The sequence below is a fragment of the Streptomyces solitudinis genome (assembly GCF_036323765.1).
Lineage (GTDB): Bacteria > Actinomycetota > Actinomycetes > Streptomycetales > Streptomycetaceae > Streptomyces.
Genome location: NZ_JAZDCW010000006.1, coordinates 370612 through 384680 on the forward strand (window position 1 = coordinate 370612; position 14069 = coordinate 384680).

The following is a 14069-nucleotide window of genomic DNA, read 5'->3' on the forward strand; positions in this document are numbered from 1 at the left end:
GGCTCAACGCTGACGACGGAGGAGGGACGACACGGGCGTCAGGCGTGTGGGGGTCGGCTGTGGCGGGCGGGGTGGTGGAAGTGCCAGCCTTCGGCACGGAGCCGGGGGATGATCCGGTCGACGGCTTCGACGGTCTGCTCGCGGTTGCCGCCACCGTCGTGCAGGAGGACGACTGCCCCGGGCGTGACGCCCTCCTCGATGCGGCGGACCAGTTCGTCCGTGCCCGGCGGCTCCCAGTCGCCGACCGCCAGGCGCCAGCCCAGCGGCTGCATGCCCAGGCTCGCCGCCACCTGCGGAGTCTTGCCCCAGCTGCCGTAGGGAGCACGGAAGTAGGGGATGCGGGCGCCGGGCACGGCGCGGCGAATCTCGGCGCTGGTCTCCGTCAGGTCGGCGCGGACGTCCTCGGGGGACCAGTCGGCCATGTCGTCGTGGTGCATGGTGTGGTTGCACAGGGTGTGGCCGCCCGCGACGATCGCCCGCACGATCCGGGGGTGCTCCTTGACGTGGTCGCCCCACAGGCAGAAGACGGCGGTGACACGGTGCCTGCGCAGCACCTCCAGCAGGCGCGGCGTTTCGGTGGGGTGGGGGCCGTCGTCGAAGGTGAGGGCGAGGGCCTTGCCGCCGTGCCGGGTGGAGTCGACGATCCCGGTCCCCGGGTGTGCGCTCCCGGCCGCCGCCGGCGCGGTCACGGCGCCCAGGCACATGCCGCCGGAGAGCAGCAGGGGCAGGGCGAGGCGCCGCAGCCGGCGGGAGCGCGCCCCGGCGGGGGCGGCCTTCTCGGTGGTGCGGGTGGGCGTGGACAACGCGGTCCCCTTCCGGACGGGCGGACGGTCGGGCCCTGCCGGATGCGGCCGAAGCTGAAACTTTCGGACGGGTTTCCGATCGGGACAGGGAGACGGTAGGGAGCCCGCGCGTCGCCGTCAAGGGCCGTCCACGGCGTGCTCGGTGCGGTGTCCGTGCTGGTCACCGGGGGTGCGGGCGGTACGGGAAGGGGGCACTGGGCGCCGGAAGTCGGTGTGAGGACGTGCGGACGTCTGGCCGGGGCCGCCCTTTCCCCGACGCACGTCTGATGACGCGGCAGGGTGCCCGTGACACCGTCTCACCACGCCCGCCACGCCGCCGAGGACCGGAGGACGGACATGCTCTCGCGCCACCGGTTCGACCCCGAACTGGCCGCCGCCCTCCCGTTGATGCCGGAGGTCGACATCACCGACGTGGCCGCCGCCCGCGCCGCGCAGGCGGAGCAGCTCGCCGCGGTGGCGGCGGCGGACACCGCCGGGGTGGCGGTCACGGAGGTCCTGGCGCCCGGCCCGGGCGGCGGGGCGCCCGCCGTGCGGCTGCGGGTCTACCGTCCGGAAGGGGCGCCGGGGCCGCTCCCGGCGGTCTACGGCATCCACGGCGGCGGCTTCGTCCTGGGCTCACCGGACGCCGACCACGACTGGAACCTGCTGCTGTGCCGGGAGCTGGCCGCGCTGGTGGTGTCCGTGGACTACCGGCTGGCGCCCGAACACCCCCACCCCGCGCCCCTGGAGGACTGCTACGCCGGACTGCGGTGGCTCGCGGCGGACGCGGGCGGCCTTGGCGTGCGGCCGGACCGGATCGCCCTGTGGGGCGACAGCGCCGGAGGCGGACTGGCCGCCGCGCTGACCCTGCTCGCCCGGGACCGCGGCGGACCCGCCGTCTGCTTCCAGCACCTGTGCAGCCCCGCGCTGGACGACCGGCTGGAGACGCCGAGCGCCCGGCTGTTCACCGACACGCCCGTGTGGAACCGTTACAACGCCCGCCTCAGCTGGGACGCCTACCTGGGCCGGGGGGTGCGCGGGACGGCGGGCGTCCCCGCGTACGCGGCCCCGGCGCGGGCCGCCGGGGCGGAGCTGTCCGGACTGCCGCCCGCCTACGTCTCGGTCATGGAGCTGGACCCGCTGCGGGACGAGGGCGTCGCCTACGCCCGCGCCCTGCGGGCCGCCGCCGTGCCCACCCGGCTGCGGGTCGTCCCCGGGGCGTTCCACGGCGCCTGGGCCGTGGGGTACGCGGGCGTCATCCGGCGCGCGACGGCCGAGGCGGTCGCGGCGCTGCGCGGGGCGCTGTGGCGGTGAGCGCTCACCCGCCGCCGGGACCGCAGCCGTCGGAACCGCTGCCTCACCCGCCGCCCGGGCCGGGGCCGGAGCCGCCGCCCGATCCGCCGCCGGAGCCGCTGCCCGGACCGGGGTCGGAGGACAGGCGGAGGGCGTACAGGGCGAGTTGCGCGCGGAAGCGGTCCTGGGGGTCGCGCAGCCGCCAGCCCAGCGCCTCCTCGACGCGGGAGAGCCGCGCGGCCACCGAACTGTGGTGCAGGTGGAGCGCGGCGGCGGCCTGCCGCAGCGAACCCGTGCGGCAGAAGGCGGCCAGCGCCCCCAGCAGTTCGCCGCCGTGCCCGCCGCCCGCCACCTCCCGCAGCCGCCGCACGTCCGGCTGCGCCCCCAGCCGTTCCGCCGGGATGTCCGCCAGCAGGGCGACGGGCCCCAGTTCGTCGTGGTCGGCCACCGCCTCCTCCGGGCCGCCCGGCACGGCGAACCGCAGGGCGGCTCGGGCCTGCGCCCACGACGTCCGCGCGTCCAGCGGGTCGGCGGCCCCGCCGACTCCGGCGCGCAGGGCGTGCGCGGACCCGCGACCGGTTCCGTGGTCGCCGAGGCGTGCGTCCAGCGCCGCCCGCAGTTCCGGGGCGGGGGAGGCGTGCCCGGGGTCGTCCGGTCGCTGGAGCAGCACCGCGCCCAGCGGGCCGACCCGCGCCACCCGGACGGTTCCCCGCACGGCCCCGCGTCCGAGCAGGGCCACGGCCGCCACGTCGGCGTCCGTCCCCGGTCCGCCGCTCACCGCGGCGACCCGCAGCGGCAGTCCGGCGGCCAGGCCCAGCAGCCGCAGCGCGCGGGTCCGGTCGGGGGCGTCCTCCCGCGCGGACAGCACGAGTTCGACCAGCGCCGGATCGGCCGCCCGGGGGGTCCCGGTTCCGTGCGGCCGGCCCGCCAGGACCCGTGCGGTGACCGCCATCCACTCCAGGACCAGTTCGTCGAACGGGCCGGGCGGGCCGGGGCGTTCCAGCCAGACGCGTCCGTCCGGCTCCAGCTCCACCCGGCCGGAGACCCGTTCGGGCGGGCCCGGCAGGGCGGCGCCGTCCGGGCCGAACCGGGCGGTGCGGCCGTCGGGCAGGACGAGCCCTGCCGCGCATCCGGCCAGCCCGGCGGTGGAGCGCGTCAGGGACGCGGGGCCGGGGCGGGCGCCGAGCAGCGCCTCGAAGTGCGCGATCACGCGCACGGCGGTGGCGGCGTCCGCGTCCAGCGCCGACAGCCGCAGCAGCAGTCCCTTCACACCGGCGACCCCTTCACGCCGGTGGCCCGTGTCCACCGGCAGTCCGCATGCAGCCGCAGTCTAGGAAGGACGGCAACATGACCGACAGATCCCCGCACCCGCGCAGCGCCCGGAGGCGCCCGCCCGGCGGGCGGCTGACCGTGCTCTGGGCGGGTGTCCTGCCGCTGCTGTCGGCGCTGCTCCTCGCCGTCTCGGCGCCGTCCGCCTCGGCGGCGACGCTGACGGAGGTGACCGCCTTCGGCAGCAATCCGAGCAACCTGCGCATGCACCTGTACGTGCCGGACACGGTCCGGGCGCGGCCCGCCGTGCTGGTGGCGGTGCACTACTGCACGGGCTCGGGCCCGGCGTTCCACTCGGGCACGGAGTTCGCGTCGCTGGCGGACCGCTACGGGTTCATCGTCGTCTACCCGTCGGCGACCCGGAGCGGCAACTGCTTCGACGTCTCCTCGCCGCAGGCGCTGCGGCGCGACGGGGGCAGCGACCCGGTGGGCATCCGGTCCATGGTCGGCTGGGTCGAGCAGCGCCACAACGCCGATCCCGGCCGGGTCTACGTCACCGGGGCCTCCTCCGGCGCCATGATGACCAACGTCCTGCTGGGCAACTACCCCGACGTGTTCCAGGCGGGCGCGGCCTTCATGGGCGTGCCGCACTCCTGCTTCGCCACCACCGACGGCTCGGGCTGGAACAGCGCCTGCGCGAACGGCGCCGTGGACCGGACGCCGCAGGAGTGGGGCGGCCTGGTCCGCGCCGCGTACCCGGGGTACAGCGGTCCCCGGCCCCGGATGCAGATCTGGCACGGCACCGAGGACGACACCCTGCGGTACCCGAACTTCGCCGAGCAGATCGACCAGTGGACCGACGTCCACCGGGTGAGCCGGACGCCCGCGTCCACCGACCGGCCGCAGTCCGGCTGGACACGGACCCGCTACGGCGGCACCGGGGAGCAGGCCCCGGTGGAGGCCGTCAGCGTGCAGGGCGTCGGCCACTCCCTGCCGGGCGGCGGCATGGCGGCGCGGGCCCTCGCGTTCTTCGGCCTGGACGGCACGACCCCGCCGCCGGACCCGGACCCGGACCCGGAGCCCGAGCCGGGGGCCTGCCGGGTGGCGTCCACGACCCACGCGTGGAACACCGGCCTGACGGCCTCGCTCACCCTCACCAACACCGGTAGCGCGCCGCTCGACGGCTGGGCGCTCGGTTTCACGCTGCGCCCGGGGCAGACGATCACCTCGGGCTGGGGGGCGGCGTACAGCGCGGCCGGTGGCTCGGTGACGGCGCGGAACGTGTCGTACAACGCGGTGCTCGCTCCCGGGGCCAGCGTCCAGATCGGCTTTCAGGCCACCCACACCGGTGATGCGGGGAGACCGTCCTCCTTCACGCTGGACGGGGCCGTCTGCGCCACGGCCTGACGCCGTCCGGCCCCGGCGGTGGCCCTCACTCTCGGCCCCCGGATGCGGTCCCGCCGTGTGGCGCGGCCTTCCCGGGGCGCTCACGCGGCGGCGTCGAGCCCGTCGAGGACGAGGTCGAGCCCGAACGCGAACTCGTCCGCGTAGGCGTAGCCGGGCCGCAACGCGTGCTCGGTGATCAGTTCGGCGAGGTGCGGGTACGCGTCGGCGGGCATCTCGCGCAGGATCGCGTCGGCCGTCTCCGCCAGCTCCCCCGCGCCGTCGAACGGCAGGTTCAGCTCCTGGAGCACGAAGCCGTAGACGTAGCTGTCGATGACCGAGAAGGCGTGGGCGGCCAGCACGACGGAGAAGCCCGCCCGGCGCAGTGTGCCGAGGACGGCGTCGTGGTGGCGCAGGGTCGCGGGGCCGGGGCGGGCGCGCGAGTCCATCAGGCCGAGGGCCCAGCGGTGGGCGAGCAGCACTTCCCTGACCGAGCACGCGCGCCGCCGCATGGCCGTCTTCCAGTCCGTGTCGTGTGACGGCAGCTCGATCTCGCCGAAGACGGTGTCGACCATGCCGTCCAGGATCGCGTCCTTGTTGGCCACGTGGTGGTAGAGGGACATCGCCTCGACCCCGAGCCGCTCCGCGAGCTTGCGCATGGTCAGCGCGGCGGCCCCGGCCTCGTCCGCGAGGGCGACCGCCGTGCGCAGGACGCGTTCCCTGGTCAGCGGCGTGCGGGGTCCGGGTTCCGCTCCCGCGGCGGGCCCTGGGCGCTCGGCCATCTCCCTCTCCTCCTCCCCCGAGGCGTTTCCGTGCGGCGTCCCCGTGAGGGCGCCCCGCGAGGCGTCCCCCGCCGCACGCGCCGCCGGACGTCGTCCCCGGGGGCGTGCCGACGCGGCGCGGCGCGTGCCGGTGTGTGCTGACGACTGCTCTTGACGACCTTACAGGGTAAGGCTACCTTACGACGTAAGGCCGAGCCGGAACCGTCCGCCCGGCCGCCAACGGGACACACGGCAGGGAGCACGACATGGAAGCCGCCAAGCCGAGGGTCTGCGTCATCGGCGCTTCGGGGAAGCTCGGGCGCCACATGGTCCGGCACGCGCTCGACCGGGGATACGACGTGGTCGGCGTGTGCCGGGAGCAGAGCGTGGCCAAGCTGGACGAGTTCGCGGGACGCATCACCGTCATACCGGGAGCGACGAACGACCCCGCGGTCATCGGGGAAGCGGTCCAGGGGTGCGAGGGCGTGCTCACGGTGCTCGTGCCGTGGGGGGTCCGGCAGTACGCGTCCGGCACCGCGCAGGCCGTGCTCGACCACGCGGAGCCGGGAGCACGGCTGGTGTTCTCCTGCGGCTGGCACATCACGCGTGACGGGCGGGACGTCTACTCGCGCACGTTCCGGACGGCGGTCCGCGTGGTGGGGTGGATCACGCGGCTGCTCCGCCTCGTCGACATCGGCGACCAGGTGGAGGCGTGCCGCCGGATCTTCGCCAGCGACACCCGGTGGACCGTCGTGCGCGGCAGCGACCTGGAGGAGGGCGAGAGCCAGGGCCTGCCCGTGTGGAGCCGTCACGTGGGCGATCCCGTGCTCGGCAGCAACCTCACCCGGCGCGTGGACTTCGCGCTGTTCATGGTGGCGGCGCTCACCGACGACGCGCTCGTCCGGGAGGCACCCGCGATCGTCGGCTGCCGCACGCCCTCGGCCCTCGCCCACGCCCCCGTGCACTGAGCCGGGGAGGCCCGGCGGGCGGCCCCGGCGCCCGCCGCACGCCGCCCGTCGGCGCCCGCCGACGGCCGACGGCGGGCGGCCCCGGCCGGGAAGTCGGGCTCCGGAGCGCATCATCCGCGGCTGGCGGGTACCCGGTCCAGTGTCCGACGGCCCGGAAGCGTTCCTGGCCTCCCGTATCGGAAGGACGTCCCATGTCGCACAGTGGAGGCGGTACCACCGCCGCTCGCAGGAGCCTGGTGCAGCAGGCCGCGCTCGCCGTGGGCGCGGTGTTCCTGCTGGTGGGCATCCTGGGCTTCATCCCCGGCATCACCACCGACTACGACACTCTCCAGTTCGCCGGGCACCACTCCGAGGCCAAGCTCCTCGGGGTCTTCCAGGTGTCCGTGCTGCACAACATCGTGCACCTGCTGTTCGGCGTCCTCGGCCTCGCGATGGCCAAGACCGCCGTGGCCGCCCGCGCCTACCTGGTCTTCGGCGGCGTGGTGTACCTGCTGCTGCTCATCTACGGACTGGTCATCGAGCACGACAGCGCGGCCAACTTCGTCCCGCTCAACAACGCGGACAACTGGCTGCACCTCATCCTGGGCGTGGGCATGATCGCCCTCGGCGTCCTCCTCAGCCGCCGCACCCTCGGCGTCGGCACCACCCGCTGAGGGACGCCGCTGGGGGACGGGCCCCGCCTCCCCGCTGGGGCGTCGGCCCACCGGCCGTCCGGGGCCCGCCGCCGCCCGCCGCCCGGTCCGCACCACGCTCCCGGGGGCCGCGCGCCGCTGGAATACTGTGGAGCGTGCGCCGAACCTGTCGGCGTGGCAGCGGGCGGGACAGCCGGTGGCCGGTCCTCCCGGCCCGCTGCGGTCCGCGAGGCGGAGGCGGTGCGGGGTGGAGGGGACGGCCTTTCCCGGCGGCCTGCGCGACGACGGCCTGCCCGCGGCGCTGTCGGACCCGGCGCGGCTGGCCGCCGTCGCCGCGACCGGCCTGCTGGACACCGGCCCCGAGGAGGCGTTCGACGACCTCTCCGGCCTCGCCGCCACGGCGACCGGCTGCCGTCGCGCCTTCATCACCCTGGTGGACGGGGACCGCTCGTACGGAAAGTCCTGCGTCGGCGTGGAGGCGCGGACCCCCGCCGAGCGGCAGCACCCGGTCGGGGAGAGCTTCTGCTCCTTCCTGGTCGGCCTGGAGGGCGCGCCCTTCGTCGTCGAGGACGCGGCCCGGGACCCCCGCACCCGGTCGCACCCCGCGCTGGTGCCGCAGCGGATCGGCGCGTGGGCCGGATACCCGGTCCTCGCGCCCGGCGGCGAGGTGCTGGGCAGCCTGTGCGTCATCGACGAGAACCCGCGCGCCTGGCAGCCCACGGAGCTGACCACGCTGGCGACGCTCGCCCGCGCGGTCGGCAACGAGATCAACCTGCGGGAGTCCCTGGACACCGCGCGCAGCGCCCTGCGGACGTCCAACGAGCTGGCCCGCAGCCTCCAGGACAGCCTGCTGCCGCCCGCCCTCCAGCGGATACCGGGGCTGGAGACGGCCGCCTCCTACCTCCCCGCCGCGGGCGGCACGACCGTGGTGGGCGACTTCTACGACCTGTTCCACACGCGGGGCCCCTGGTGGAGCACCGTGATGGGCGACGTGTCCGGCAAGGGCACGGAGGCGGCCAAGGTGACGGCGCTGGCCCGCTACACGCTGCGGGCCGAGGCCACCCGGCACCTGTCTCCGGCCGCGGTGCTCGGCCACCTCAACTCCGCGCTGATCTCGCAGGGCACCGGCAACCGTTTCCTCACCGCCGTCTACGCCACCTTCCGCACCACGCCCGGCGGCCTGGCCGGGCGGCTGTGCACGGCCGGGCACCCGCCCGCCCTGATCCGCCGCGCCGACGGACGCGTCCGGGAGGCCGGTGCCCGGGGCACCCTGCTGGGCGTCGTCCCCGGTGTCAGCCTCACCGACGTCCGGTTCCGCCTCGCGCCCGGTGACGTGCTCCTCCTCTACACCGACGGCGCGACCGAGGCCCGCGCATCCCGCTCCGGCGCCGTCCCGCGCGCCGAGTTCGGCGAGAACGCCCTGGCGGCGGCCCTGTCCGGCTGCGGCGGCCTGGACGCGTCCGGCATCGTCGAGCGCCTCGGCCGGATACTGGACCGGCACAGCGGAGGCTGGGCCAGCGACGACACCGCCCTCCTCGCCATCCGGGTACCGCACCGCCCCTGAGCCCGCACGAGGGGAGGCGTCCCCGGGCGGGCCCGGGGGCGCGTCCCGCCCGGAAAGCGCCGCCGCCCGCCTCGTAGGCTCGCGTGACGGAGGCGAGCACCACTGGGGGGCGGGCATGACGGGGACGGCGAGGCGTCGGCACATCGCCGCAGGGGAGGTGCGGGCGGACCGGGCTGCCCGCGCCGTCCGGAGGCTGCCCGTCCTGGTGCCCGTGCTGGCACTCGGGCCGGGCGCCGTGCTCGCCGGCCTGCTGGGCTGGTTGTTCCTGCCGGGCCCCGGGCTGCGGATCGCCCTGATGGCGGGCGGTCTGGCCGTCGCGGGCCTGAGCCTGGCGGTCCTCGCCGTCCACCGGATCGCGGCCGGCCCGTTCTCGGTCCGCGAGGCCGGGCAGGCGCTGCGCGAGCACGGGGAGCGGGACGGCGCCCGCCCGGCGGCGCGCCGCCGGCTCCTGGCTGCCGGGTACGCCACCACCACGACGGGAGCGGTCGGCTGGTTCGCCGCGCTCGTCGTCCTGCTGCCCCCCGGCGACACGGCCATCGATCCGCGGCTCGAACGGATACGCCAGGCGGGCGCGGTGGTCACGGAGGTGCCGGTCAGGAGCGCCGACCACGAGGAGAGCCACTACTCGTCCCGCAAAGGCCAACGCGGTCCGCGGTACGCCGTCACCCAGACCCTGACCGTCGAACTGCGGGCCGGGGACGGGCGCACCGCGAGCGCGGACATCCGCACGAGGAGCGACCGGAGCCGCGTCCCGGGCGACCTCGTCACGGTCGTCTACGCGCCGGGCGCGCCGGGCCTCGGGGCCTACGTGGGCCCGGACTCCCGGGAGACCCTGCGCGCCTGGCCGAGCAACTGGCAGGGGTACCAGGACGACCTCGACCGCCTCCTGGCCGGGCGCAGCCTGTCGCTGCGGCAGTGGCTGTTCTGCGGCCTGCCGTGGGTGCTGCTCGTCGGGATCACCGCCCGGCAGGCGGTCGCCGCGGGGAGGCGGAAGGCCGCCGCCCCGCCGGCGTGGCCCCTGACGGTCACGTACGCGTCCCTCTTCTGGTCCGCGGCGACGCTGGCCGTCAGCGCCCTCCTGCTCACCGACGCGGTGGGCGGCTTCGGCCGTCTGGTGACCGGCCTCGGCGGCGCCGCCTGCCTGTTCCTCGCCTACGCGTACCGGCAGCCGCCGCACCCCGGGGCGGCCCCGGACGCCTGAGCCGCCCGGCCCCGGCCCGGTCCCACGGGAGGGCACCGTGGTGCCGGGGCCGGTAGGGTCGGCGGCCACGGCGGGGCGGCAGCCGCGCCGCTTCGCACCACGGGACGGGACACGGGACGGGATGAGCGCACGCTTCGAGGAGATCGACTGGCGTCCCACGCCCATGGGCGAGATCAGCCTGCGGCGCCGGCGCGAACCCGTCTCGGGTGCCGACGTGTACGAGGTCAAGCTCGGTGACGAGTTCCTGATGTCCAGCCTCTTCACCGCGGGGGAGGTGGCGCTCGCCCGGCTCGGCCTCGCGGAACTGGCGGACGCGCCGCACCTGGACGTCGTCGTGGGCGGGCTGGGCCTCGGCTACACGGCTGCGACCGTGCTGGAGGACCGGCGCGTGCGCTCGCTGCTCGTCGTGGAGGCGCTCGGCGAGGTGATCGGGTGGCACCGGCGGGGGCTGGTGCCGCTCGGCGCGGGACTGGCATCCGACCCGCGCTGCCGCCTGGTCGAGGGGAGCTTCTTCACCCTGGCCGGGGCCGACGGATTCGACCCCGGCGCGCCGGGCCGCCGCTTCGACGCGATCCTGCTCGACATCGACCACGCCCCCGGCCACGTCCTGCACCCTGGCCACGCGCCGTTCTACGAGCCCGCCGGACTGCGCGCCCTCACCGCGTTCCTGCGCCCCGGCGGGGTGTTCGCGCTGTGGTCGAACGATCCCCCGGACGAGCGGTTCGGCCGCGACCTCGCGGAGGTCTTCCCCGAGACGGCCGCGCACGTGGTCGCCTTCGACAACCCCCTCCAGGGCGGCACCGCCACCAACACCGTCTACACCGCCCGCAGCTGACCCGCCCGGCCGCCCCCCCGTCCGGCGCCGGGGCGGGCGTCGCGGGCCGGGGCGGGCGTCCCGCGGTCCCGCCGGATGCGGGCCCGTTCCGGTGGAGGGCGTAGCGTGGGGGCTTTCGGATCGCGGCACGGGAAGGGGCCAGAGGTTTCGGTGGTGAGGTTGCGCGGGAACGGAGCCGGGGCGGAAGCGTGGTGCGCGGGCACCCGCCGGAAGGGTGACGCGGCGGGTGGCCCGGCGCGCACGGCTCCGGGGGGCGCGCGGTGAGCGCCGACGGGCCGGTCGGCGCCGAGGCGGCGCGGCGGCGGACGTTCGCGGTGATCAGCCACCCGGACGCGGGGAAGTCGACGCTGACGGAGGCGCTGGCGCTGCACGCGCAGGCGATCACGTCGGCGGGCGCGGTGCACGGCAAGGGGACGCGGCGGGGGGTGGCGTCGGACTGGATGGAGATGGAGCAGGCCCGGGGCATCTCGGTGACGTCCGCGGTGCTCCAGTTCGCACACCGGGACCGGGTGCTGAACCTGCTGGACACCCCGGGGCACGCGGACTTCTCCGAGGACACCTACCGGGTGCTGGCCGCCGTGGACTGCGCGGTGATGCTGATCGACGCGGCGAAGGGGCTGGAGGAGCAGACGCGGAAGCTGTTCGACGTCTGCCGCCACCGCGGCGTGCCGGTGATCACGTTCGTCAACAAGTGGGACCGGCCCGGACGTGAGGCGCTGGAGCTGCTGGACGAGATCGAGCGGGAGTTCCGGCTCAAGCCGACGCCGGTGACGTGGCCGGTGGGTATCGCCGGTGACCTGCGCGGACTGGTGGACGTGCGCGGGACGGACACCATGCTGCGCTACACCCGCACCCCCGGCGGCGCGAAGGAGGCCGTCGAGGAGGTGGTCCCGGCGTCCCGCGCGGCCGCCGAGGAGGGCGCCGAGTGGGAACGGGCCGTCGAGGAGCTGGAGCTGCTCCAGGCGGACGGGGCCGTCCACGACCCGGAGGCGTTCCTGGCCGGGCGTTCGACGCCGGTGTTCTTCGGCGCGGCGCTGTCCAACATCGGGGTGCGGCTGCTGCTGGACGCGGTGGTGGATCTGGCGCCCCCACCGGGTGACCGGCCGCTGGAGGGCGGCGGCGTCCGCCCGGTGACGGAGTCGTTCTCTGGGCTCGTCTTCAAGGTGCAGGCCAACATGGACCGCTCGCACCGGGACCGGATCGCGTTCGTGCGGGTGTGCTCGGGGGTGTTCGAGCGCGGGATGACGGTGACGCGGGCCGCGTCCGGCAAGCCGTTCGCCACCAAGTACGCGCACAGCGTCTTTGGCCAGGACCGCTCCAACGTGGAGACGGCCTACCCCGGCGACGTGGTCGGCCTCGTCAACGCCTCCGCGCTGCGCGTCGGCGACACCCTCTACGCCGGAAAGCCCGCCGTCTTCCCCGGCATGCCCACCTTCGCTCCCGAGCACTTCGCCGTGGTGCGCCCGGCCGACATCGGCCGCTCCAAGCAGTTCCGGCGCGGGATCGCGCAGCTGGACGAGGAGGGTGTGGTGCAGGTGCTCGTCTCCGACCTGCGCGGCGAGCAGGCACCGGTGCTCGCGGCCGTCGGCCCGATGCAGTTCGACGTCGTCCAGCACCGCATGGCCGGGGAGTTCTCCGCGCCCGTGAAGCTGGAGTTCCTGCCCTACCACCTGGCCCGCGCCACCGACGCCGCCGGCGCCGAGCGGCTCAACCGCTCGCGTCTGGTGCGGGGCGAGTCCATGATCCGGCCGCGGGACGGGAGCGTGCTCGCGCTCTTCCCCGACCTGTGGCAGGCCAACTCCTTCGCCCGCGAGTTCCCCGACGCCCGCCTCGAACCCCTCGTCGCCGCCCACGGCTGAACCGCCCGCCGCCCGCGGCTGAACCGCCGGGTCAGCCTCCGGCGGCGACGATGCGGGACAGGGCCCGCTCGGCGAGCGCGGTGATGGTGAGCGACGGGTTGGCGCCGCCGGCGCTGCCCGGGAGCAGGGAGCCGTCCATGACGTACAGGCCCCGGTGTCCGCGCACCCGGGCTCTCCAGGTCGGTCGACCGGCCGATGACGCAGCCGCCCACGGGGTGCGCGGTGAAGGCGTAGGGGTTGCCGAGCGACACGGGCAGGGTGCCGGGGTTGGCGTCGATGACGCGGGCGCCGTAGGCGCGGGCGGACAGTTCTCGGCGAGCAGGGGGAGTTCGAAGGCGTCCGGGAGGAAGGCGCCGGAGGCGCAGGGGGCGGCCTGGGCCGGGCCGACGGAGTGCAGCGGCTGGGAGCGCAGGTCGAACTGGCTGCCGTTGTCACCGAAGCCGCTGCCGACGTCCGCCGGGAGGTCGGGCAGCCGTCCCTCCTCGCGGGCCGCGACCAGGAGGCGGTTGGTGTTGAGGGTGCCCGCCGCCAGGAAGAGCAGGTCGCAGGTGTACTCGGTGGTGCCGAGCGTCGCGCCGCCCTCGTCCAGCCGCCGCACGGCGACCGTGTACCCGCCGCCGGGGCGGCGGCCGACGGACCGGACCTCGTGCAGGGCGCGGAGCTGGACGCTGCCGGTGGCCAGGGCCGCCGGGAGGTAGGTGCGGGTGAGGTCGCGCTTGGCGCCGCTGCCGCAGCCGAAGTCGGATTCGCCGATGGTCGCCGAGAGCGGGTGGGTGCCGGTCAGTTCCCCGCGGACGACGTCCCAGTCGAAGGTCGAGTCCAGGGGGCGGGTCCGCAGCCGGGCGTTCGCCACCTGCCGGTCCCACAGGCGGGAGTGCGTGAACGGCACGGAGTGGTAGACGTCGGCGGGCATCGGGCTGGGGGCGAGCGCGGCGCGGGCCGCGGGGTACCAGGTGCGGACGAGTTCGTCGTAGGTGAGCCCGGAGGGGTAGAGCCGTTCGAAGTAGTGCCGGGGTGGTGCCACCGTGGTCCCGGTGTAGATGACGGAGCCGCCGCCGACGGCCGCGCCGCAGGCGATGTCGAGGTGGCGTTCCTGGGACACCTCCATGATCCCGGGCGCGGGACGGACCGGCACCGGCAGCATGGCGGGCCAGCGGGTGGTGCCGCGGAACCAGAACATCGTGTCGGTGACGCGCGTCGGTGAGCCGAACAGGGGCCGGCCGGGGTGGGTGGGCCACTCGCGGCCGCGCTCCAGCACCAGGGTGTCCACTCCGGCGCGGCCCAGGCGAAGCGCCGTGACGGAGCCCCCGAAGCCCGATCCGATGACCAGGGCGCGGAAGTGGGTGCGGGACGCGGCGGTGGCGAAGGCGCGGCTGCCCGGCGCGCCGAGGACGGCGCCGGTGAGACCGGCCAGCAGTCCGGTGGCCGCCAGGCCCAGCGCGCGTCGGCGGTGCACGGCGGTCACGTGGCCTCCAGGGGGCGTCGGGGCACCGGCGGTGCCGTGTCACGGACGGCCCGGCGG

The 14069-nt window shown here is 76.0% G+C and carries 12 protein-coding genes; 8 read left to right on the forward strand and 4 right to left on the reverse strand.

Annotated features, from left to right (window positions below; genetic code table 11):
• Positions 1-38: 38 nt before the first annotated feature.
• On the reverse strand, positions 39-803 hold the full coding sequence (locus tag V1J52_RS18225; protein ID WP_330140908.1) for a polysaccharide deacetylase family protein: 765 nt from the start codon (positions 801-803) through the stop codon (positions 39-41).
• Between the two features lie 336 nt (positions 804-1139).
• On the opposite strand from V1J52_RS18225, the gene V1J52_RS18230 reads away from it, so the two are divergent.
• Positions 1140-2096 carry an alpha/beta hydrolase gene (locus V1J52_RS18230; protein WP_330141015.1) on the forward strand — a complete coding sequence of 319 codons (957 nt, stop codon included), beginning with the start codon at positions 1140-1142 and terminating at the stop codon, positions 2094-2096.
• 43 nt (positions 2097-2139) lie between these two features.
• On the opposite strand, the gene V1J52_RS18235 is transcribed toward V1J52_RS18230, so the two are convergent.
• Positions 2140-3345 carry a PucR family transcriptional regulator gene (locus tag V1J52_RS18235; RefSeq protein ID WP_330140909.1) on the reverse strand — a complete coding sequence of 402 codons (1206 nt, stop codon included), beginning with the start codon at positions 3343-3345 and terminating at the stop codon, positions 2140-2142.
• Positions 3346-3422: 77 nt separating this feature from the next.
• Here V1J52_RS18235 and V1J52_RS18240 point away from each other — a divergent pair, with 77 nt between their 5' ends.
• Positions 3423-4751: an extracellular catalytic domain type 1 short-chain-length polyhydroxyalkanoate depolymerase gene (locus V1J52_RS18240; protein ID WP_330140910.1), complete on the forward strand. Its 1329-nt coding sequence runs from the start codon at positions 3423-3425 to the stop codon at positions 4749-4751.
• An 80-nt stretch (positions 4752-4831) separates the two neighbouring features.
• Here the strand turns inward: V1J52_RS18240 and V1J52_RS18245 are convergent, their stop codons facing one another.
• Positions 4832-5509 (reverse strand): TetR/AcrR family transcriptional regulator C-terminal domain-containing protein, encoded by a 678-nt coding sequence (locus V1J52_RS18245; RefSeq protein ID WP_330140911.1) that lies wholly within the window; start codon positions 5507-5509, stop codon positions 4832-4834.
• 245 nt (positions 5510-5754) lie between these two features.
• Between V1J52_RS18245 and V1J52_RS18250 the strand changes: the two genes are divergently transcribed.
• The 6 genes from V1J52_RS18250 to V1J52_RS18275 all read left to right on the forward strand — a co-directional run bounded on the left by V1J52_RS18250 (position 5755) and on the right by V1J52_RS18275 (position 12547).
• Positions 5755-6456 carry an NAD(P)-dependent oxidoreductase gene (locus V1J52_RS18250; RefSeq protein WP_330140912.1) on the forward strand — a complete coding sequence of 234 codons (702 nt, stop codon included), beginning with the start codon at positions 5755-5757 and terminating at the stop codon, positions 6454-6456.
• A 191-nt stretch (positions 6457-6647) separates the two neighbouring features.
• Positions 6648-7109: a DUF4383 domain-containing protein gene (locus V1J52_RS18255; protein WP_330140913.1), complete on the forward strand. Its 462-nt coding sequence runs from the start codon at positions 6648-6650 to the stop codon at positions 7107-7109.
• A gap of 226 nt (positions 7110-7335) precedes the next feature.
• Positions 7336-8652 (forward strand): PP2C family protein-serine/threonine phosphatase, encoded by a 1317-nt coding sequence (locus V1J52_RS18260; protein ID WP_330140914.1) that lies wholly within the window; start codon positions 7336-7338, stop codon positions 8650-8652.
• Between the two features lie 115 nt (positions 8653-8767).
• Entirely contained in the window at positions 8768-9853 is a 1086-nt protein-coding gene (locus tag V1J52_RS18265; protein WP_330140915.1) for a hypothetical protein, read from the forward strand.
• A 121-nt stretch (positions 9854-9974) separates the two neighbouring features.
• Positions 9975-10688 (forward strand): polyamine aminopropyltransferase, encoded by a 714-nt coding sequence (locus V1J52_RS18270; RefSeq protein ID WP_330140916.1) that lies wholly within the window; start codon positions 9975-9977, stop codon positions 10686-10688.
• A gap of 260 nt (positions 10689-10948) precedes the next feature.
• On the forward strand, positions 10949-12547 hold the full coding sequence (locus tag V1J52_RS18275) for a peptide chain release factor 3 (RefSeq protein ID WP_330140917.1): 1599 nt from the start codon (positions 10949-10951) through the stop codon (positions 12545-12547).
• A gap of 31 nt (positions 12548-12578) precedes the next feature.
• Here the strand turns inward: V1J52_RS18275 and V1J52_RS18280 are convergent, their stop codons facing one another.
• Positions 12579-14012: a GMC family oxidoreductase N-terminal domain-containing protein gene (locus V1J52_RS18280; protein ID WP_330140919.1), complete on the reverse strand. Its 1434-nt coding sequence runs from the start codon at positions 14010-14012 to the stop codon at positions 12579-12581.
• Between the last annotated feature and the right edge of the window lie 57 nt (positions 14013-14069).